Here is a 20,923-nt window from a genome sequence, read left to right on the forward strand (position 1 = left end):
GTCGCATTCAGTACGAACTATCGCGAGCCCGACGCTTCAGGCGACGCTGGCTTCAAGCACCGGCCATTGCTTGCGCAACAGTTCAAAACCGCCGAACAGCAGCGCGCTCCATAGCAAGGTACCGGCCATCGTGCCTTTCAGAAACGGCAGTCCGGCGGCGTAACACGAGGCCAGATCGGCATTGCAAAACGGTTGGCCGTGCATCAGCCACAACGCACCGTTGGTGATCGCGAAAAACAGCAGTGCGCTGACGATCGCGTAGCTCGATACGCGCAATGCGCTGACTCGGCCGCGCAGCGAATATCCGAGCACCGTGGTCAGCGCGATGCAGCCATACACCACGGGAATCATGTCGTGCATGCCGATGATCAGATCGGATAGCAGCATCGCCGCGAGTGGCACGATCACGGCAATACGGCGATCACTGAAATAGGCGCCACCGAACAGCGCGATCGCTTCCACCGGCGTGAAATTCCACGGCAATGCACCCGGTACGAATGCCACTACCAGACGGGTTGCCACGGCCAACACAATCATGCCGGCCAACACCAGAAAGCGCGGCGAGAAAGGATGAGCCTGAGTAGCCTGGTGCATAACCGATGTTCTCCGAAAGCGGTAGGAAAATATTTCTGCAGTTGCATAGCATACTGCAAAGCGGCAGATGCGGCAGTCCAACCCGCGTTGGGAATGCTGGCGACAGGTGTTCGGCGTCGAGCTTTATGCGGCGATCATTTTGCGCGATGTCGCCGCAGGTGCGGCAGGTTTCGAGTTGCCGATGCGGTTCGCGTATCATCGTTGCATGACTTCAGAAAAGCAGAATTACGATGTCGTGATCGTCGGTGGCGGCCTAGTCGGTGCGAGTCTGGCGATTGCGCTCGACGGGGCTGGCTGGTCGGTGGCGCAAGTCGAGGCGGTCAGTAGCAAGGCCGATCATCAGCCGAGTTACGACGAGCGCAATCTGGCCCTCGCGCGAGCCAGTGTGAACGCGCTTAGCGCGCTGGGTGTGTGGTCGTTCATCGGCACGACGGCTACGCCGATCAAGCGCATTCATATCACGCGCCGTGGCGAATTCGGTGCGGTGCGATTAAACGCTGCGGAGCATGATGTTGCGGATTTCGGTGCCGTGATTCCGGCGCGTGAACTCGGCAACGCGCTGCTCGCGCGGCTGCAACAGTGCGTGACACTTGAGCGTATTTGTCCGGCCAGCGTGACCGCGATCGAGACGAACGCAGTGCGTATCGAGCTGCAAATAAAAACCGCCGAAGGCACGCGCCAACTTGCCACGCGTCTGCTGGTGGGCGCCGACGGCAGCGATTCGTTCGTGCGCAAAAGCCTTGGTATTGCGGTCGATCATCACGACTACGCGCAAACCGCTTTTGTCAGCACGCTTACGCCCGAGCGGGCGATGGATGGTTGCGCCTACGAGCGCTTCACTGACTCCGGGCCAGTGGCGTTATTGCCACTGAGCGAACGCCGAGCGGGACTCGTGATGACCGTGCCGAGCGAGGAGGCCGGCGTGATCGCCGAACTCGACGACACGCACTTTCTCGATCTCGTGCAGCAGCGCTTCGGTTATCGGCTCGGTCGCCTCGCGCGCATTGGCAAACGTGTGAATTATCCGCTGCGGCGCACGCAGGCACAGAGCGTGACTGCATCGCGAACTGTGTTGGTCGGCAACGCCGCGCAAACCGTGCATCCGATCGGCGCGCAAGGTTTTAATCTCGGTCTGCGCGATGCATTGACCCTAGCCGAATTATTGATCGCCGCGCGACGCGACGATGCCGATCCCGGTGCCGCAACCCTGCTGGCGCAGTACGCGGCACGGCGTGAGTCGGATCGTAGTGGCGTGATTGCTTTCAGTGATGGCCTCGTGCGTTTTTTCGGCAACGAATTTTTGCCGCTGCGTGTGTTGCGTTCGCTCGGCATGCTGGCGCTGGATCGGATCGCGCCGCTCAAACAGATACTCGCGCTGCGCGGCATGGGATTCCGCGGTGAAGTGCCGTTGCTGTCGCGTGGCATCGATCCGCGCGATCACGATCAGCAGGCCAGCGATGTGCACGGAATCGCGCCATGAGTCGGCGCGAGTTGTTCGATGTTGTAGTCGTCGGTGCCGGCATGGTCGGCAGCGCGGCAGCTCTGGTTTTGATACGCCAGGGGTTGCGTGTGGCGCTAGTGGAAGAGCGTGTGCCGGCGCCGTGGCTGGTCGGCGATGAAGTGGATTTGCGTGTGGTCGCGCTCGCGCCATCGTCGATAAAATTGTTTGAAGATTTGGACGTCTGGACGTCCATTCGTAGCGCACGTGCATCGGCTTATCGACGCATGCGGGTGTGGGATGCGAACGCTGCCGGTGAATTGAATTTTGATGCGGCAGATCGCGGTGACGCGGCGCTGGGTTATATCGTCGAGAACCGTTTGATTCAACATGTACTCTGGCAGGCTTTGAGTACGAGTTCGGCAACGCTATTTTGTCCAGCAAAGATTGTCGGACTCGAGTCTGCAGAGCAGGCGCGGGTCGTGGTTCTTGCCGATGGCACGCGGCTGCGCACACGTCTGGTCATCGCCGCCGACGGTTTGGCTTCGCCGTTGCGTGAATGGTCGGGTATCGCCACGGCCGGACATGCCTATGACCAGCGTGCCGTGGTCGCGAACGTGAGGACCGAGCGTGCGCACGAGCACACCGCATGGCAGCGTTTTTTGCCGGGCGGTCCGTTGGCATTTTTGCCACTCGCGGATGGGCGCTGTTCGATCGTGTGGTCGGCGCCGACGCACGAAGCCGAACGTTTGCTGGCGCTCGACACAACGGCGTTCTGCGCCGAGCTGGGTGCGGCTTTTGATTTTCGTCTCGGCGCCATAACAGCATGCAGTACGCGCGCAAGTTTTCCATTGCGTCTGCAACTGGCCGAGCGTTACATCGCCGAACGGCTGGTGTTGATTGGTGATGCCGCGCACGTCGTGCACCCACTGGCCGGGCAAGGCGTCAATCTCGGCCTGCGCGATGTCACGGCGTTGTGCGATGTACTTGAGCGTGCCGTCGACAACGAGCGTGATCCGGGAAGTGTATCGACCTTGCGCGCCTACGAGCGTCAGCGCCGCAGCGAAAATGCACTGGCCGGATGGGGTTTTGATGCCATCCAGCGTTTGTTCGGAAATCACAGCGCGCCATTGGCGGTCGTGCGCGGCCTCGGGCTGACCGCGCTGAATTGCCTGGGTCCGATCAAGCAACGACTGATGGATCACGCTGCCGGGCGCAGATAACTCTCAGTAGTTGTTTGCGGGCAGTACGACCATCGCTGGTTTGTGCAGACCGCGACAACGCAATACGTTTACGGCGATGCCGCGTTCATCGCGGCCGACTGCCACGCGCAGATCAGCCGGGCTGATTTGCTGCGCCTGATCGATGTCACGAATTACAAATGCGTGACTCGCACCGGCCGCGGCGGCTTGCTGCAATCCGCGCAAACGCAGAGCGTCATTCGGATGCGCCCACAGCACTACCGCGGCGGCGCAGCCGGTGCGCAAGTATTGTTCGGCGCTCCAGCTGTCGGCTTGCGCTTCGTTTTTTATGACATGCAAAAACTCGCTGCGGATGCCTTGCTGGCGCAAGTTCTGTAGCCAAGGCAGGGTTGGCGGTTCGATCAGCACCACGCGCCTTGCGGTGTGGGTCAACGCGGCCAGGGCGGGTAGCAACAGACTCATGGCGTCGACACTGCCGCGCGCATTCAACATTTCGGTCAGGCCGCCCGCCGGCCAGCCACCGCCAGGCAACAACGTATCCAGTTGTGACCAGCCGGTAGGCAGGCCGTCGCGCGCACGGGCATGCATTTGCACAAGCGCGGCACTGGGACGGCGGATCGGTGTGTGGGCAAACGTCGCATTCATTTTCATGACCTCCGGATCACGCCGACATACAGGCCTTCGATAGCGAAGTCCTCGCGCGCGGGATCGACTGTGATGGGTTGGTAATCGGGGTTTTCCGGCAGCAGCAGGATTTTCGAACCACGCCGGCGAAAGCGCTTGACCGTGATTTCATCTTCGATGCGCGCGACTACCACCTGGCCTTCTTCGGCGACCGGGCTGCGATGCACGGCGATGAAATCGCCATCAAGAATGCCGATGTCACGCATGCTCTGGCCTTCGACGCGCAACAGGAAATGCGGGCGCGGATGAAAAAACGCGCGATCGATTGTGAAGTGGCCTTCCAGATTCGCATCGGCGGTAATCGGCAAGCCCGCGGCAACGCGCCCGACCAGTGGCAACTCAAGATAATCCGAACGCTCACTGATACTGGAGGTATTCGCTGCTTCGACCAGCCGCAGACCGCGCGCAATACCCGGGCTGATCTCGATCGCGCCCTTGGTCTGCAATGCCTGCAGATGTTGGCGCACGGTTGCGCGCTCACGCAGCCCGAACGCATCGGCGATCTCCGCGTTGGAGGGCGGGTAACCGTTTGCCGCGATCGTGCTACGGATGAAATCCAGAATCGCTTGCTGTTTGTCGGTGAGATTATCCATACCACCCATTTGAGTGGTATTCGTGGTGGCTGTCAAGTCCCGCTTGTGCGGCGATCTGCAAAGCTTGCAGTGGCGCACAGATCGGCGTCAGTGAAATCGCCTCGATTATTGGTTTGCCATGATCGCAGCAGGCGATCTATTGCGTCTGCTCACACCGATGGCAGTGTGGCATCATATGCGGCTTGTGCCTTCGCATCCCGAGCCTTGACCCATGTTGATTTTCGAACTTTCCCAGCCAGGCCGCACCGCCGCTGCCCAGCTTGCCGCCGCCGCCACCGTGCCTGCCGATGTGCCAAAGCAGTTTCTGCGCCGCAGTGAGATTGGCCTGCCGGAAGTGTCCGAACTGCAGGCGGTGCGCCACTACACCAATCTGTCGCGCAAGAATTTTTCGATCGACACGCATTTTTATCCGCTCGGTTCGTGCACGATGAAATACAACCCGCGCGCCTGCAATTCGCTGGCGATGCTGGATGGATTTCTTGCGCGTCATCCGTATGCGCCGGACTCGTTGTCGCAGGGTTTTCTGAGCTGCATGTACGACCTGCAGGAAATCCTCGCCGATGTCACCGGCATGAAAGGCGGCGTGTCGCTGACCCCAATGGCGGGCGCGCAAGGCGAGTTCGCCGGCGTGGCGATGATCATGGCGTATCACAAGCATCGTGGTGATCTCGAACGCAACGAAATCATCGTGCCCGATGCGGCCCACGGCACCAATCCTGCCACCGCCACGATGTGCGGTTGTGTGGTGCGCGAGATCAAGACCGACAAGAATGGCGACGTCGATATCGAATCGCTGAAGCAGGTGCTCGGGCCGAAAACCGCCGGCATCATGCTGACCAATCCGTCCACGCTCGGTTTGTTCGAACGACGCATCAGCGAGATCGCCAAGCTCGTGCACGAAGCCGGTGGTTTGTTGTATTACGACGGCGCCAATCTCAATGCGATCCTCGGCAAAGTACGCCCGGGCGACATGGGTTTTGATGCGATCCACATGAATTTGCACAAAACTTTTTCGACGCCGCACGGTGGCGGTGGTCCGGGCGCGGGTGCGGTTGGTGTATCGGAGCGATTGAAGCCGTTCCTGCCGATTCCGATGGTCGAGAAGCGTGCGGATGAAACCTTCGGCTGGATTCGCAAGAAAGATCGCCCGCTGTCGATCGGTCGCCTGACCAGCTTCGCCGGCAATGCCGGGGTGTTGTTGCGCGCCTACATCTACGCGCGTTTGCTTGGTCGCGAAGGCATGCGCCGCGTCGCCGAGTACGCCACCCTCAACGCCAACTACATCATGCACCGCTTGCAGCAGGCGGGTTTCGACCTCGGCTATCCCGGGCGGCGCGCGAGCCACGAATTCATCGTCACGGTGGCGCGGCAGAAGAAGGAAAACGGCATCACCGCGCTGGATTTCTCGAAGTCGCTGCTCGATCACAATATCCATGCGCCGACCAATTATTTTCCGTTACTCGTGCCGGAATGTTTGTTGATCGAACCAACCGAAACCGAAAGCAAGGAAACCCTCGACGAGTTCATCGATGTGATGATCGGCTTGTTGAAAGAGGCCGCGCAGGATCCAGAAAAAATGAAAGGTGCGCCTTACACCACGCCGGTGCGGCGTCTTGACGACGTCAAGGCGGCGAGGGATTTCAACCTGGCGTATCGGCCGCAAACGCATGTGGCATAAACCGATGTCCAACCGGCTAGACGGCTGAATCATGGCGAGCTCATTACCGCGCGGCCCGCGCCAGATCGCCAAGGCTTTGGTCTGGTCGGCCAAGGGGCTGCAGGCCGGCTGGCGTTACGAGTCGTCGTTCCGGCTCGAAGGTTATCTGTTCATCATTTTTGCGCCGCTGGGTCTGTGGCTCGGACATGGTGGCGTCGAAAAAGCGATCCTCGTCGGCAGTCTGTTGCTCGTGCTTTCCGCCGAGTTGTTGAACTCTGCGGTTGAAGCCGTGGTCGACAAAGTGAGTCCGGAATTTCATGAGCTCGCCGGGCGCGCCAAGGACATGGGTTCCGCTGCCGTGTTTCTGCTGATGCTCAATGTGATGCTGTGTTGGGGACTGATATTGTGGCAACGCCTGTAGTTCGCTCTTCGCATTTCGGAGCGTTGCACTCTTGAGCTTTTTGTTCGACCCGCAGATGTGGATCGCCTTGTTGACGCTGAGCGCACTCGAAATCGTGCTCGGCGTGGACAACCTCGTTTTCATCTCGATCGCGGTCAGCAAGTTGCCGGTCGAGCGCCGTTCGCTGGCACGCCGTTTCGGTCTCGCGCTGGCCTGCGGCACACGCATTTTATTGCTGTTGTCGCTGGCGTACCTGTCGCGCATGGACGATACGCACTTCAGCCTGTTCGAGTTCTTCGGTCAGGAAATCTCGATCCGTGATCTGATTCTGATCGGCGGTGGCATCTTCCTGATCGTCAAGGGCGCGATGGAAATCCACGACGCCATTTTCGGCGGCGCCGAAGATCCGAAACATGTGCATGTGGTTGCCAGTTTTGGATTGGTGATCGCGCAGATCGCGGTGATCGATATCGTGTTCTCGCTCGACTCGGTCATCACTGCCGTGGGCATGGTCAGCAATATTCCGGTGATGGTGGCGGCGATCGTGTTGTCGGTGATGGTGATGATTTTCGCCGCGGATAAAATGGGCGAAATCATCGAGCGCTATCCGACAGTGAAGATGCTGGCGCTGGCCTTTTTGTTGCTGGTCGGCGTGGTGCTTATCGCTGAAGGATTCGAGATCCACATTCCGCGCGGCTACCTGTATTGCGCGATGGCGTTCTCGCTGAGTGTCGAGGCGCTCAACCAGTTCGCACAACGCAAGCGCGCACAACGCGGCGCGAGCTGAAGCTCAGGCCAACGCCGCCGTGCGTGCGCATTGGATTCGCCGCGCGGATACGCCACAATCGGGCATTGAAGCGTTTCCATCGGAGAGAGCCATGACCTTGTTACGCGCATTGTTGCTGCTGTTGATTCTCTCGCTGCTGTCCGGCTGCGGCTACAACGCGATCCAGCAGAAAGACGAAGACGTCAAAGCAGCTTGGTCGGAAGTGCTCAATCAATATCAACGTCGCGCCGATCTGGTGCCGAACCTTGTGAGTACGGTCAAAGGTTATGCGCAGCAAGAGCAGGATGTGCTGATCAAGGTGACCGAGGCGCGCGCGAGTGTCGGCAAGCTCAATATGACGCCAGAAGTGCTAAATGATCCCGCGCTGCTGAGCAAATTCCAGGCCGCGCAGAGCGAGCTTTCCGGTGCGCTGTCGCGCCTGCTGGTGGTAACCGAAAATTATCCGCAGCTGAAATCCGACGCCTTGTTCCAGAATCTGCAATCGCAGCTCGAAGGCACCGAAAATCGCATCACCGTGGCGCGCAATCGCTTTGTGCAATCGGTGCAGGGCTACAACACTTACGTGCGCAGTTTTCCGCAAAATATCACCGCGCGCATGTTCGGTTATGGCGTCAAGCCGAACTTTGCGGTGGAGAATGAAAAGGCGATTTCGACCGCGCCAACCGTGAGTTTTGACAAGCCCGCCACAGCGCCGGCGACGCAGCCTGCAACACCGCCGCCTGCACCCGCGCCAGCACATTGATAGCGGCGTGAGCGCTGTCGGAATGGCCAGACCATTCTCGCGCTGGATTGGGGCGAGTCTGGTTTTGCTTGTGCTTTTTCATTTCGATAACGCCCACGCGGATACCGCGAATGGCCTCATCGCAATCCCTGCGCTGAAGGCGCGAGTCACTGATCTGAGCAATACGCTGTCGGCGCCGCAAACACAGCAACTCGAATCCGAACTTGCCGCACTCGAACAACGCAAAGGTAGCCAGCTGGTCGTGCTGATCGTACCCAGCACGTTGCCCGAAGCGATCGAGGATTACAGTATTCGTGTGGCCGAAGCGTGGAAGATCGGGCGCAAGTCCGCTGACGGCAAAAAAGTCGACGACGGCGTGATCTTGCTGGTCGCGAAGAACGATCACAAACTGCGCATCGAGGTGGGTTATGGCCTCGAAGGTGCGATCACCGACGTGCTCGCCGCAAGCATTATCCGTGACTACATCGCGCCGAAATTGCGCCAGAACGATTTCGCTGGCGGCATCGAAGCCGGCACGCAGGCGTTGAGCAAACTCATCGACGGCGAAACATTGCCGCCGGCATGGCGGGCGCATCAAGGCGCGCAACAGAACAATGGCGACAACTCGGGTGCTTGGCTTCCTGCGGTATTCATGGCGTGGTTCGTCGCCGTATTCCTGCGTGGCATCGGCGGCGGGCTGCCAACGTTGCTGCGTGGCGGGTTGTGCGGTATCGCGGCAGCCGGCGTGGCGTGGTGGGCGGTTGGTTCGGTACTGATCGCGTTGGCGATCGGCGCCGGCGGTTTTGTGTTCGGATTGCTCGCCTCGACCGGCGGTGCGCTGGCCTCGCGCGGCGGCATCGGCGGGTTCGGTGGCGGTGGGTTTGGCGGCGGCAGTTTCGGTAGTGGAGGCGGAGGCGGCTTCAGCGGCGGCGGCGGCAGTTTTGGTGGCGGCGGCGCTTCGGGGAGCTGGTGATCATGGCCATGCCCAGACTATTGCGTCATCTTTTTGCAGGTCATGGGGCGCGTCGTTTTTTTCCCGCAGCAAGCATGCAGCGCATCCAGCAAACCATCACCGCGAGCGAAAACATACATCGCGGCCAAATTGTTTTTGCCGTGGAAAACGCACTGTCGCCCGGTGCGCTATTTGCCAAGGTCGATGCCGCACAGCGCGCGCGCGATGTGTTCGGTCTGCTGCGTGTTTGGGATACCACACACAACAGCGGCGTATTGATTTATCTGCTGCTAGCGGATCGGCGCGTCGAGATCGTCGCCGATCGTGCGATCCACGCCGTGGTCGGCAATACCGCATGGGAATTCATCTGTGGCGAGATGCAACAACGTTTCGCGCTCGGTGAATTCGAGCAAGGCGTGATTGTCGGCATCGAAGCCATCAGCTCGCTGCTGGCGAAATATTTTCCGTTGGGCGCGGACGAAAAAAATCCGAACGAATTATCCGATCGTCCGATCATTCTTTGACTGATCCGATCGGCAGCCGCGGATTGCATCGCCATCACGCGCGAATAATTTTATCCGTCGAGGCTGCGCGCGATCAGTTACACTGCCGCCGCGGAGTCGGCCGGACAGTCGCGCGATGCGCAAGCATTTCGAGGAAAGTCCGGGCTCCATAGGGCAGGGTGCCAGGTAACGCCTGGGCAGTGTGAACTGACGGCCAGTGCAACAGAAAGCAAACCGCCGATGGCCGCGCAAGCGGATCAGGTAAGGGTGAAACGGTGCGGTAAGAGCGCACCGCATGCGGGGTCAACGCCGCATGGCATGGTAAACCCCACCCGGAGCAAGACCAAATAGGGGAGCTATGACGCGGCCCGCGTCGCTCCCGGGTTGGTCGCTTGAGCCTGACGGCGACGTCAGGCCTAGACGAATGACTGTTCACGACAGGACCCGGCTTACAGGCCGGCTCCGCACTTTTTATTGCTCAACTGATGCTGGTGTCAGTGCAGCGTTTGACCACTTTTGTGTCGAAAGTGTCGACATAGTCCCAATTTGGGACTATAGTCATAGCATGCGCATCATATCCCGCTCAACACTCCAAGCCTTCTCCAAAAGCCGCGCTGCGCGCCGGGATGCCAAAGCTCCGATTGATGCATGGTTCAAGCAGGCGCATGAGGCTACTTGGCAATCGCCAGCGGACGTGAAAGCCAGTTTTGGCACTGCCAGCATTCTTCTGGATGGTCGTGTTGTGTTCAACATCGCCGGCAACAAGTATCGACTGATCGTGTGGATCAACTATGCCTACAGCGTGGTGTACGTGCGCTTCATTGGCACGCACAAGGAATATGACGCTATCGACGCGCAGACCATCTAATGGAGTAGCCGCAATACCCAACGACAACGACAACGATTACCGAATTGAGCATCAATAATGAATATCAAACCGATCAAAACCGATGTCGACCACAAGGCGGCCCTCAAAGAGATCGAGGGCTTGATGAATGCACGCTTTGGAACCCCGGAGGGCGACAGGCTCGATATCCTCGCAACGCTTGTTGAAGCGTACGAGGAAAAGCATTTCCCCATGGATCTTCCCGACGCTATTTCAGCGATCAAATTCCGCATGGAGCAAGCCGGGCTTACTGTTCAAGACTTGGTGCCAGCGATCGGACGTACCAATCGTGTTTACGAAGTTTTGAATGGCACACGGTCGCTTACGCTTCCGATGATCTGGAAGCTGCACGAGATGTTCGGCATTCCTGCGGAGAGCCTTATCAAGCCGCCTCACCGCGTGCATGCCGCCTGACTTTCGTGCCTGACGACAGCAACTGTGCGTTCCAAACACCTGCTGTCGAGAACGTGGGGCGCGTTGAGCCACCCGAGCATGTGATGCAGAATCAGGCTGTCGCCGAGATGGATTGCGGCATGATTCGGCACCGGATTTGGTGTGGCATCGGTTGAGCGCTGGCTGGCGCTAAGTTATGCTGTGCAAATCGATCACGACTGTGCTCTGGCAGATTCTTAAAACTACAGGTGGCTTGCGCGTAAGCGTCAGGCCGAGCGTGCGACATGTCTACTCGAACTTCTCGAATTCGTTATCTCTGCTGAGCGCACTCGCGCATGCGGATCGCCGCATGACGCATTTTAGTCAGGGCGCTCGGCGCCCTTTTTTATTGCATCCGATACAGGTTTTATCATGCTGAATATCACGCTACCCGACGGCAGCAAACGCAATTACGAGCAAGCCGTTTCCGTGCAGGACATCGCTGCCTCGATCGGCGCCGGGCTGGCGAAAGCCGCGCTCGCCGGCAAGGTTGATGGCAAGCTCGTCGATACGAGTTTTGTCATCGATCACGATGCCGCGCTCGAAATCGTCACCGAGAAACATGCCGACGCGCTCGAAATCATTCGCCATTCCACCGCGCATCTGCTGGCGCAGGCCGTGCAACGGTTATTTCCGAAAGCGCAGGTGACGATCGGCCCGGTGATCGAGAACGGATTTTTCTACGACTTCGCTTTCGAGCGCCCGTTCACACCGGATGATCTGGTCGTCATCGAAAAAGAAATGGAAAAGATTGCCAAGGAAAATCTCGGCGTCACGCGCTCGGTGATGGGGCGCGATGCGGCGACGGTTTTCTTCCGCGAAAAAGGCGAGGAATACAAGGCGCAGATCATCGAGAGCATTCCGGCCAACGAGGATCTGTCGCTGTACGCGCAGGGCGATTTCATCGATCTGTGTCGTGGTCCGCACGTGCCTTCGACCGGCAAGCTCAAGGCGTTCAAGCTTATGAAAGTGGCCGGCGCGTATTGGCGCGGCGATCACAATAACGCGATGCTGACGCGCATCTACGGCACGGCCTGGCTCAACAAGGCCGACCTCGACGCGTACCTGCATCTGCTCGAAGAAGCCGAGAAACGCGATCACCGCAAGATCGGCAAGGCGCTGGATCTTTTCCATATGCAGGAAGAGGCGCCGGGCCTGGTGTTCTGGCATCCCAAAGGCTGGGCGATCTGGCAGGTGGTTGAGCAATACATGCGCAAGGTTTATCGCGCGAGTGGTTACCAGGAAGTGCGTTGTCCGCAGATTCTCGATCAGTCGTTGTGGCAGAAAACCGGGCACTGGGAAAATTATCGCGACAACATGTTCACCACGTCATCGGAGAATCGTGATTACGCGCTGAAGCCGATGAATTGTCCGGGCCACGTGCAGATCTACAATCACGGTCTGCACAGTTATCGCGAATTGCCGATTCGTTATGGCGAGTTCGGCGCATGTCATCGCAATGAGCCGTCCGGTGCCTTGCACGGCATCATGCGTGTGCGTGGTTTCACTCAGGACGACGGTCACATTTTCTGCACCGATGCGCAGATCGAAGGTGAGGTCACAGCGTTTCATACCCAGGCGATGCATGTCTACGGCGATTTCGGTTTCAGCGATATCGCACTCAAACTCGCGCTGCGTCCGGACAAGCGCATCGGTACCGATGAAGTGTGGGACAAGGCCGAAGCTACGCTGCGCTCGGCGTTGCGTGCTTGCGGCGTGACGTGGGAAGAATTGCCCGGCGAAGGTGCGTTCTACGGCCCGAAAATCGAATACCACATGAAGGATTCGCTCGGCCGCGCTTGGCAAGTCGGCACGATGCAGGTCGATTTTTCGATGCCCGGTTTGCTCGGCGCGGAATACGTGGCCGAGGATTCGAGCCGCAAGACGCCGGTCATGTTGCATCGTGCGATCGTCGGCTCGATGGAGCGATTCATCGGCATTCTGATCGAACACCATGCCGGCAACCTGCCGTCGTGGCTCGCGCCGGTGCAAGCGATGGCGCTGAATATCACCGGCGCCCAGGCTGATTATGTCGATCAGTTCACGCAAACCCTTGTGCAGCAAGGTTTACGCGTACAATCCGACTTGAGAAACGAGAAAGTAGGCTATAAAATCCGCGAACATACGTTGCAGAAAGTTCCGTATCTGCTGGTCGCGGGTGATCGCGAAAAAGAGAACGGAACCATTTCCGTGCGCATGCGTAACGGCGAAGATCTGGGTACTATGACGGCTGCCGAGTTTGCCGAGCGCTTGCGCGCCGAGGCTTTGCGCTGATCTAGATCGCAGTTGGCAACAATGCTGGAACGATCCATGGACGGATCGTACGCGCCTCATTCATCGTTTTGATTGAAGCGTCGGCGACGAGCGCGGAACGATTCCGTGCGCGTCGAGTTGAACACGGGCAGGAGCGTCCGTATTCAACACCCTGATAGGTTTGCTGGAGGATTCACTAATCGCCACCGATAAGACTAATCGCAAGAACCTGGAAATCCGAGTCCCGCGCGTCCGCGTGATCGACGCCGAAGGCGAGCAAGCCGGTGTCATGACGCGCGATGAAGCGCTGAGCATGGCGCAGGAACTCGGCCTCGATCTGGTCGAGATTCAACCGACCGCCGATCCGCCGGTCTGCCGCATCATGGATTTCGGCAAGTTCAAGTTCGAGCAGCAGAAAAAAGCGCATGCCGCGAAGAAAAAACAGAAACAGGTCGAGATCAAGGAGCTGAAGTTCCGTCCCTCGACCGAAGACGGTGATTACGACGTCAAGATGCGCAACTTGAAACGCTTTCTTGAAGAGGGCGACAAGGTCAAGATCACGATCCGCTTCAAGGGTCGCGAAATGGCGCATACCGAACTCGGCGAGCTCATGGTCAAGCGCATCCAGGCCGATATTCTCGAAGATGCGGTGATCGAGAGTTATCCGCGCCTCGAAGGCCGCCAGATGGTCATGATGATCGCGCCGAAGAAAAAATAAGCCGCGCGAAAGTTGTCAGTGTGAGCAAGCATTGTTGGCCAAAGGCCGACAATGCTGGAATTTATCCTCACATTGCTGCAGAATACGCGGTTCCCGGCCTAGGCTTGGGATGCAGCACGTCATACTGGAACCCGCCCGGACCTAGCGTCAGGGCTTACAAGCCGATACGAGCAGGACGGAAAGCATGGCGCAAGCCATCGCTCGAATCAGTCACTAAAACACTCACGGAGTTAGTGTTATGCCCAAGATGAAGACCAATCGGGCCGCTGCCAAGCGGTTCCGCAAGACGGCTTCCGGCAAGTTCAAATGCGGACATGCCTTCAAGAGCCACATTCTGACCAAGAAGTCGACCAAGCGTAAGCGTGGTTTGCGCGCCACCAACCACGTACGTGCTGAGGACGCCGGTCGCGTCGCTCGCATGCTGCCGTACCTTTAAGGGAGCATTGAGAAATGGCACGAGTCAAAAAAGGCGTTACCGCACGCCGCCGTCACAAAAAAGTTATTGCCAAGGCGAAAGGTTATTACAACGCCCGCCGCAAAGTATTCCGCGTTGCCAAACAGGCTGTTACCAAGGCGCATCAATACGCCTACATCGGCCGCAAGCAGCGCAAGCGTCAGTTCCGTGCATTGTGGATCGTGCGTATCAACGCCGCCGCACGTTTGTACGGCCTGAGCTACAGCCGTTTCATGAACGGTTTGAAGAAAGCCGAGATCAACGTCGACCGCAAGATGCTGGCTGATATCGCGATTCACGATATCAAGGCATTTGCCGCATTGGCGGAAAAAGCCAAGGCCGGTCTGGCCGCGTGATCTGATCGCTGAATCGCCCGGCATATTTGTCGAGCGATTCAATCCGATACGTGGGGAGCGGGCTTTGCCTTGCTCCCCATTTTCGTTTCTGCGGCATGATTTTTCTGCGCTGCAATCATCGCGATATCATCAGCGCGAAATCCCGCCACTTATCCATAATCGAGCCGCATACCGATGCACGACTCTCTGCAAAAACTGCGAAACGCCATCGAAGCGCTGCGTGGTTACGCCCATGGCGATGATGCGCTGTTGGCCAAATTCGAAAAGCTCAAGGACAAGCTCGATTTGAGCGAAGAAGTGCGTGGCATCAAGGCGCGCATCCGCGAACGCATTCGTGAACTCGATGATGTGCGCGTCGAAATTCTCGGTAAAAGCGGTCTGCTTACCGAACAGCTGAAGACCCTTGGCAAGCTACCGCCGGAGCAGCGCAAGGCGCGCGGCGAGCTGGTCAATCGCGTCAAGGAGCAATGGCAGGATGCTCTGACTGCGCGCAAGGCCGAGCTCGAAGAAGTCGAGTTCGAGCAACGCCTGGCGGACGAGCGCATCGATATCACCTTGCCAGGCCGCAATGTCGAGCACGGCGGCATTCATCCGGTCACACGCACGCTCGAGCGCATCACCGATATTTTTTCGCGGCTCGGTTATCAGCTTGCTGACGGCCCCGAGATCGAAGACGATTATCACAACTTCGAAGCGCTGAATTTTCCGCCGCATCATCCCGCGCGCGCGATGCACGACACGTTTTATTTCCCCAACGGCACGCTGCTACGCACGCATACCTCGCCGGTGCAAATCCGCGCGATGAAAGGCAAGCAGCCACCGATTCGCATCATCGCAGCGGGCAAGGTGTATCGCAGCGATTCGGATCAGACTCACACGCCGATGTTCCATCAGGTCGAAGGTTTGCTGGTCGATGAAACCTCCAGCTTCGCTGATCTCAAGGGCACCTTGCGCGAATTTGTCACGGCGTTTTTCGAGCGCGATTTCGAGATGCGTTTCCGGCCATCGTATTTCCCGTTCACCGAACCTTCGGCCGAGGTCGATATCCGCTGGGACCAGGAAGACGGCAGCGAACGCTGGCTCGAAGTGCTTGGCTGCGGCATGGTGCATCCGAACGTGCTCGAAGCCTGTGGCATCGACAGCGAGCGCTATACCGGTTTCGCGTTCGGCCTCGGCGTTGAACGTTTTGCGATGCTGCGTTACGGGGTGAAGGATCTGCGCCAGTTTTTCGAGAACGACGTGCGTTTCCTCGAACAGTTTGCGTGAGTCCGATGCGGCGGCTTAAAGCAGCCCAGCTTCGAATTTGGCGAAAGTAAAATGGCGGGTTACGACTCGCCCCACGAATAACGGATTCCAATGAAATTTTCCGAAAACTGGTTGCGCGAATGGGTTAATCCACCGGCAGACCGCGCGAGTTTGTTGCATCGTTTGACGATGGCCGGGCTCGAAGTCGAGTCGCTGCAAATCCTCGGCGAGAACTTGAACGGTGTCGTCGTCGGCGAAATTATCAGCGCCGAAAAACATCCGAATGCCGACAAGCTGCAAGTATGCAAAGTGTCGATCGGCACGGCAGATTTTTTGCAGATCGTCTGCGGTGCACCGAATGCGCGTATCGGCTTGAAAGCACCGCTCGCGATGATCAACGCGACTTTGCCGAACGGTCTCACGATCAAGGCCGCGGCGCTGCGTGGCGTCGATTCGCAAGGCATGTTGTGCTCGGCCAAGGAGCTGTTGCTCAGCGAAGAAAGCAACGGGTTGTTCGAGCTGCCGAACGATGCAATCGTGGGTCAAGCACTTGCCGATTATCTGGGTTTGCCTGATGCGACCGTCGAAATAAAACTCACGGCCAATCGTCCCGATTGTCTTGGCTTGCGTGGCCTCGCGCAGGATGTTGCCGCACTTTATGGCGTGCCATTGCAGGAGTCCGGGATCGCCGCTGTTGCAGCACAAATCCAGACCGTACGTGAAGTGCGCCTGCACGCTGCTGCAGATTGTCCGCGTTATCTCGGTCGGGTGATCGAAGGCATCGACATGCACGCGCCGACGCCGCTGTGGATGAGCGAACGCCTGCGCCGATCCGGCTTGCGCGCGATCAACGCGGTGGTCGACGTCACCAATTACGTGATGCTCGAACTTGGTCAGCCGATGCACGCATTCGATAATGCGACCTTGCAAGGCGCGATCATCGTGCGTCGTGCACAAGATGGCGAAATTCTGAAACTGCTGGATGGCAGTGAGGCCAAACTCGACGAAGGTTTTCTGTTGATCGCCGATGGCCAAAAAGCGCTGGCGATCGCCGGCATTATGGGCGGTTACGATTCCAGGGTCAGCGATTCGACACAAAATATATTTCTGGAAAGTGCGCACTTCGCACCTCCCGTCATCATGGGCCGCGCGCGCAAACTCGGCATGCATACTGATGCGTCGCATCGTTTCGAGCGCGGCGTCGATCCGGAATTGCCACGCCTCGCGATCGAGCGCGCAACCGCGCTGCTCACCGCAATTGCTGGTGGCAAACCGGGGCCGGTGATCGAAGCGGTCATAGCCGAACATTTGCCGCAACGTCCGCCGGTTTTGCTGCGGCGTGCGCGTCTGGCGCGTGTGCTCGGCATGCAGGTGGAGGATGCCGAAGTCGGCGCGATTTTGCGCGGCCTCGATATGCAGGTCGAAACTCTCGCCGATGGCTGGTCGGCGACACCACCGTCGCGGCGTTTCGATATCGAGCGTGAAGAAGATCTGATCGAAGAAATCGCGCGCGTGCATGGCTACGAAAAAGTGCCGGTGAATTTGCCGAGTGGTCAACTTCGCCTCGGCCTTGCGCCAGAAGTGCAACTGGCACCGCAACGCGCCCGTGAACGCCTGACCGCGCACGGTTATCTCGAAGCGATCAACTACAGTTTTGTCGCCGCGGCATGGCTCGAACGCTGGGGCCTGGACGCTGGCGCCGCCACACTTGCCAATCCGTTGTCGGTCGATCTCGCGGTGATGCGCACGTCGTTGCTGCCGGGGCTGGTGGCCGCGCTGCAGCACAATCGCCGCCGCCAGCAGGAGCGCGTGCGTCTGTTCGAGCTCGGGCGTGTCTATCACGCCGGCGAGGTTGGCTCGCAGGAAAGCTTGCGCGTTGCCGCAGTCGCCTGTGGTTCGTCGACGCCGGAAAGCTGGGCCGGTGCATCGCGCGCGATCGATTTCCATGATCTCAAGTCCGACCTGCAAAGTGTGCTCACATTGAGCCTGGATGAAGCCGCGATTGAGTGGCGTGCGGCCGATCTGCCGTATCTGCACCCGGGGCGTTCGGCCGAGTTGTGGTTGGACGGAAAATCGATCGGCGTGATCGGCAACCTGCATCCGCGTTTGAGCAAGGCGCTGGATCTGGATGCCGAGGTGTATATCTTTGAGATCGACTACGCGCTTTTCGCCGACGGCACCTTGCCGCTCGCGCAAGAGTTGCCGCGTTACCCGAGTATTCGACGCGATATCGCGATGATCGTGCCCGACAATGTGAGTTACGCGCAGGTGCGGAATTGCGTGCAAAACGCCTTGGGTGACGTGCTGAAACGCTGTTTCCTGTTCGATTTGTATAGCGGTGCGAATTTGGGCGACGGTGTAAAAAGCCTCGGCTTGGGCTTGATTTTGCAGGACGCAACGCGCACTCTTGTCGATCAGGACGCCGACCATTGTGTGGCACAGGCAGTGCGCGCCCTGGAACAGCATTTCAGTGCTAAGTTACGGGGGTAGCATGGCTTTGACCAAAGCGGAATTGGCGGAACGTCTGTTTCTAGACGTGGGCCTCAACAAGCGTGAAGCCAAGGAATTCGTCGACGCCTTTTTTGAGGTGGTGCGCGATGCGTTGGAGCGTGGCGAACAAGTCAAACTGTCCGGTTTCGGCAATTTCGATCTGCGCAAGAAAAATCAGCGTCCCGGACGCAACCCCAAGACGGGCGAAGAGATTCCCATCTCGGCGCGCCGCGTGGTGACGTTCCGTCCAGGTCAAAAATTGAAGGTCCGGGTCGAAGCATATGCTGGATCAGGGCAGTAACGCCGAGCTGCCGGCTATTCCGGCAAAACGCTACTTCACGATCGGTGAGGTCAGCGAGCTGTGTGGCGTCAAGCCGCATGTGCTGCGTTATTGGGAGCAGGAATTTTCCAACCTCAATCCGGTCAAGCGGCGCGGCAATCGACGTTATTATCAGCGTCACGATGTGCTGATGATTCGGCAAATCCGCAGTCTGTTATACGACGAAGGTTTCACCATCACCGGCGCTCGCCAGCGTCTCGAAGGGCAACAATCGCGCGTCGAAACCAGCATCTCGAATCAGATCGTGCGCCAGGTTCGCATGGAGCTCGAAGAAGTGCTGCTGATCCTGCGCAGATAGTTCTGCTGAAACGGCGGTATGCGGTGCCGTGCGTGTGACTCCCTGTTAAAATCAGCACCAGTCGCGGTTGCCTCTGTTACAATCGCGCCCGCTTTACAAAGTATCGCCATGTCGGGGCGTAGCGCAGTCTGGTAGCGCATCTGCCTGGGGGCAGAGGGTCATCGGTTCAAATCCGGTCGTCCCGACCAATCGCGTCACTGCATCGCCGTTGCCGTGTTTAGCATGCGCCAGACGTATGCCGCTGTTACCATTCCGGTTTGATTGTGCCGGAGTGGAACATGCAAGAAAATCACGAGCGCCGCACCTTGTATCCCGAAATTGCTGCTTATGATACGGGCATGCTGCCAGTATCCGAGCTGCATACCCTGTATTACGAACAATGCGGCAACCCTGCCGGCAAGCCGGTGGTGTTTCTGCACGGTGGGCCGGGGGCGGGTTGCAACAGCAATGCGCGACGTTTCTTCGATCCGAAGCATTACCGCATCGTATTGTTTGATCAGCGCGGCTGCGGACGTTCGACGCCGCATGCGGAACTCACCGATAACACTACCTGGCATCTGGTCGCCGATATCGAGCGATTGCGCGAGCATCTCGGCATCGAGCGCTGGCAGGTATTCGGCGGCTCGTGGGGTTCGACATTGGCACTGGCCTATGCGCAAACGCATACCGAGCGTGTCACCGAGCTGGTATTGCGCGGCATCTTCATGCTGCGCCGCTGGGAGCTCGAATGGTTTTATCAGCACGGTTGCAGTGCGCTGTTCGCGGATGCATGGGAGGAATATCTCAAGCCGATTCCGCAGGTCGAGCGCGGCGATTTGATGAGCGCCTATTACCGCCGCCTGACGAGTACCGATTCAGCGCAGCGGCTGGCCGCAGCAAAAGCGTGGTCGATATGGGAGGCGAGCACGAGTTACCTGTTTCAGGATAAAGGACATATTTCTTCGAGTGCGGGCGACGAATTCGCGCTCGCCTTCGCGCGTATCGAATGCCATTATTTCGTCAACGGTGGTTTTCTCGAATGCGACGATCAATTGTTGCGTGATGTTGCGCGATTGCGCGATATTCCGGCAGTCATCGTGCAGGGTCGTTACGATGTCGTATGTCCGATGCGTAGCGCGTGGGATCTGCATCGCGCATGGCCGCAAGCTGATTTGCGCATCGTCGCCGATGCCGGACATTCAGCGCTTGAACCGGGCAACGTCCATGAGCTGATCCGCGCCACGGATCGTTTTCGCTAAACCAGATTGCCGGCATCCATTGCGGGCACAAAAAAGCCGAGCCCATTACAGGCTCGGCTTTTGAATGGTGTTGCGGAGAACTTAGTGCGCTGCAGCCGGAGCACTCAGACACGTGCTCATGAATTTCTTGCGATCATCGCCTTTCAAGGTCTTGGCCTGCGGATCGGCATTGCAGGTTTTCATCTTTTGCTGCTGCGTCACCGCGGGGGTTGCGGCAGGCGCTGGCGTTGCAGCAGCGGTCGCGGCAGCGGCTGGCTTGGCTGCAGCGGGAGTTGCAGCGGCGCCGCTGTCTTTCTTCAAGCATTCGCTCATAAAGGCCTTGTACTCCGGTCCCTTCAGACTCTGAGCCTTGGCGCCCTGATTACAATCGCTCATCTTCTGCTGCTGTGGCGTCAGCGTCTTGCCTGAGGGGGTAGGCGTGCGATCAGCAGCAAAAGCCGCCGACGCGCCCAGCGTGCAGGCAAGAGTGAAAGCGATAAACGTCTTTGCTGCGAATTTCATTGTGTATCTCCATGTGTGGGTGGTCGACGCCGACAGTGAGCCGGTGCGCAGAGTCTACGCTTGCGCCATGCCGTGCGACAGGCGCGATGCAGAAATTTACGATGTCGCGTTAACGCGGATTCAGTGTGCGTTGGCGGCGATTAAGCAGCGTTACTGCTAAGTGCGGACGCTGATCGATTGT

At 58.5% G+C, this 20,923-nt stretch carries 22 protein-coding genes, 1 tRNA gene, 1 other RNA gene and 1 pseudogene; 21 read left to right on the plus strand and 4 right to left on the minus strand.

What is annotated here, in order from left to right; genetic code table 11:
* Positions 1-36: 36 nt before the first annotated feature.
* Complete coding sequence (locus ELE36_RS05745; RefSeq protein ID WP_129832166.1) at positions 37-594, minus strand: DUF6580 family putative transport protein; 558 nt, start codon at positions 592-594, stop codon at positions 37-39.
* Between the two features lie 67 nt (positions 595-661).
* On the opposite strand from ELE36_RS05745, the gene ubiH reads away from it, so the two are divergent.
* Complete coding sequence (gene ubiH / locus ELE36_RS05750; RefSeq protein ID WP_340642628.1) at positions 662-2,074, plus strand: 2-octaprenyl-6-methoxyphenyl hydroxylase; 1,413 nt, start codon at positions 662-664, stop codon at positions 2,072-2,074.
* Positions 2,071-3,255 (plus strand): UbiH/UbiF/VisC/COQ6 family ubiquinone biosynthesis hydroxylase, encoded by a 1,185-nt coding sequence (locus ELE36_RS05755; RefSeq protein WP_129832167.1) that lies wholly within the window; start codon positions 2,071-2,073, stop codon positions 3,253-3,255. Before ubiH ends, ELE36_RS05755 begins: the two co-directional genes overlap by 4 nt.
* A gap of 3 nt (positions 3,256-3,258) precedes the next feature.
* Here the strand turns inward: ELE36_RS05755 and imuA are convergent, their stop codons facing one another.
* Complete coding sequence (gene imuA / locus ELE36_RS05760; protein WP_165371492.1) at positions 3,259-3,879, minus strand: translesion DNA synthesis-associated protein ImuA; 621 nt, start codon at positions 3,877-3,879, stop codon at positions 3,259-3,261.
* 2 nt (positions 3,880-3,881) lie between these two features.
* Complete coding sequence (gene lexA, locus ELE36_RS05765; protein WP_207215872.1) at positions 3,882-4,511, minus strand: transcriptional repressor LexA; 630 nt, start codon at positions 4,509-4,511, stop codon at positions 3,882-3,884.
* Positions 4,512-4,722: 211 nt separating this feature from the next.
* Between lexA and gcvPB the strand changes: the two genes are divergently transcribed.
* The 19 genes and pseudogenes from gcvPB to pip all read left to right on the plus strand — a co-directional run bounded on the left by gcvPB (position 4,723) and on the right by pip (position 20,241).
* On the plus strand, positions 4,723-6,189 hold the full coding sequence (gene gcvPB, locus ELE36_RS05770) for an aminomethyl-transferring glycine dehydrogenase subunit GcvPB (protein WP_129832169.1): 1,467 nt from the start codon (positions 4,723-4,725) through the stop codon (positions 6,187-6,189).
* A gap of 31 nt (positions 6,190-6,220) precedes the next feature.
* Entirely contained in the window at positions 6,221-6,589 is a 369-nt protein-coding gene (locus ELE36_RS05775) for a diacylglycerol kinase (RefSeq protein WP_129832170.1), read from the plus strand.
* Positions 6,590-6,644: 55 nt separating this feature from the next.
* The gene (locus tag ELE36_RS05780) at positions 6,645-7,355 is read left to right on the plus strand and encodes a TerC family protein (protein WP_129836662.1); all 711 of its coding nucleotides are present in this window, start codon (positions 6,645-6,647) and stop codon (positions 7,353-7,355) included.
* Between the two features lie 91 nt (positions 7,356-7,446).
* On the plus strand, positions 7,447-8,097 hold the full coding sequence (locus ELE36_RS05785; protein ID WP_129832171.1) for a LemA family protein: 651 nt from the start codon (positions 7,447-7,449) through the stop codon (positions 8,095-8,097).
* A 22-nt stretch (positions 8,098-8,119) separates the two neighbouring features.
* The gene (locus ELE36_RS05790; protein WP_129832172.1) at positions 8,120-9,049 is read left to right on the plus strand and encodes a TPM domain-containing protein; all 930 of its coding nucleotides are present in this window, start codon (positions 8,120-8,122) and stop codon (positions 9,047-9,049) included.
* Between the two features lie 2 nt (positions 9,050-9,051).
* Positions 9,052-9,552: a TPM domain-containing protein gene (locus ELE36_RS05795; RefSeq protein WP_129832173.1), complete on the plus strand. Its 501-nt coding sequence runs from the start codon at positions 9,052-9,054 to the stop codon at positions 9,550-9,552.
* A gap of 92 nt (positions 9,553-9,644) precedes the next feature.
* Positions 9,645-9,999, plus strand: an RNA gene (gene rnpB / locus ELE36_RS05800) — RNase P RNA component class A.
* A 97-nt stretch (positions 10,000-10,096) separates the two neighbouring features.
* The gene (locus ELE36_RS05805; RefSeq protein ID WP_129832174.1) at positions 10,097-10,399 is read left to right on the plus strand and encodes a type II toxin-antitoxin system HigB family toxin; all 303 of its coding nucleotides are present in this window, start codon (positions 10,097-10,099) and stop codon (positions 10,397-10,399) included.
* A 57-nt stretch (positions 10,400-10,456) separates the two neighbouring features.
* Positions 10,457-10,831, plus strand: coding sequence for a helix-turn-helix domain-containing protein (locus ELE36_RS05810; RefSeq protein ID WP_129832175.1), 375 nt, complete (start codon positions 10,457-10,459; stop codon positions 10,829-10,831).
* Between the two features lie 390 nt (positions 10,832-11,221).
* A complete protein-coding gene (gene thrS / locus ELE36_RS05815) occupies positions 11,222-13,123 on the plus strand; it encodes a threonine--tRNA ligase (protein WP_129832176.1) in 1,902 nt (633 codons plus the stop codon).
* Between the two features lie 160 nt (positions 13,124-13,283).
* Positions 13,284-13,820 carry a translation initiation factor IF-3 gene (infC, locus tag ELE36_RS05820; protein WP_425480893.1) on the plus strand — a complete coding sequence of 179 codons (537 nt, stop codon included), beginning with the start codon at positions 13,284-13,286 and terminating at the stop codon, positions 13,818-13,820.
* 238 nt (positions 13,821-14,058) lie between these two features.
* Entirely contained in the window at positions 14,059-14,256 is a 198-nt protein-coding gene (gene rpmI, locus ELE36_RS05825; RefSeq protein ID WP_129832177.1) for a 50S ribosomal protein L35, read from the plus strand.
* 14 nt (positions 14,257-14,270) lie between these two features.
* Positions 14,271-14,630, plus strand: a complete 360-nt coding sequence (gene rplT / locus ELE36_RS05830) for a 50S ribosomal protein L20 (RefSeq protein WP_129832178.1) — start codon at positions 14,271-14,273, stop codon at positions 14,628-14,630.
* Positions 14,631-14,966: 336 nt separating this feature from the next.
* Positions 14,967-15,896, plus strand: a pseudogene (gene pheS, locus ELE36_RS05835) (phenylalanine--tRNA ligase subunit alpha); the annotation flags it as partial.
* Between the two features lie 90 nt (positions 15,897-15,986).
* Entirely contained in the window at positions 15,987-18,365 is a 2,379-nt protein-coding gene (gene pheT, locus ELE36_RS05840; RefSeq protein WP_129832180.1) for a phenylalanine--tRNA ligase subunit beta, read from the plus strand.
* Position 18,366: 1 nt separating this feature from the next.
* Positions 18,367-18,666: an integration host factor subunit alpha gene (gene ihfA / locus ELE36_RS05845; RefSeq protein WP_129832181.1), complete on the plus strand. Its 300-nt coding sequence runs from the start codon at positions 18,367-18,369 to the stop codon at positions 18,664-18,666.
* Positions 18,647-19,003, plus strand: coding sequence for a MerR family transcriptional regulator (locus ELE36_RS05850; RefSeq protein WP_129832182.1), 357 nt, complete (start codon positions 18,647-18,649; stop codon positions 19,001-19,003). The genes ihfA and ELE36_RS05850 overlap by 20 nt, the downstream gene beginning before the upstream one ends.
* Before the next feature lie 112 nt (positions 19,004-19,115).
* A tRNA-OTHER gene (locus tag ELE36_RS05855) sits at positions 19,116-19,191 on the plus strand.
* 90 nt (positions 19,192-19,281) lie between these two features.
* The gene (gene pip, locus ELE36_RS05860; protein ID WP_129832183.1) at positions 19,282-20,241 is read left to right on the plus strand and encodes a prolyl aminopeptidase; all 960 of its coding nucleotides are present in this window, start codon (positions 19,282-19,284) and stop codon (positions 20,239-20,241) included.
* Positions 20,242-20,322: 81 nt separating this feature from the next.
* Here pip and ELE36_RS05865 read toward each other — a convergent pair whose 3' ends face one another.
* Complete coding sequence (locus ELE36_RS05865; protein ID WP_129832184.1) at positions 20,323-20,742, minus strand: PsiF family protein; 420 nt, start codon at positions 20,740-20,742, stop codon at positions 20,323-20,325.
* Between the last annotated feature and the right edge of the window lie 181 nt (positions 20,743-20,923).

Source organism: Pseudolysobacter antarcticus (assembly GCF_004168365.1).
In the GTDB taxonomy this organism is placed as follows: domain Bacteria; phylum Pseudomonadota; class Gammaproteobacteria; order Xanthomonadales; family Rhodanobacteraceae; genus Pseudolysobacter; species Pseudolysobacter antarcticus.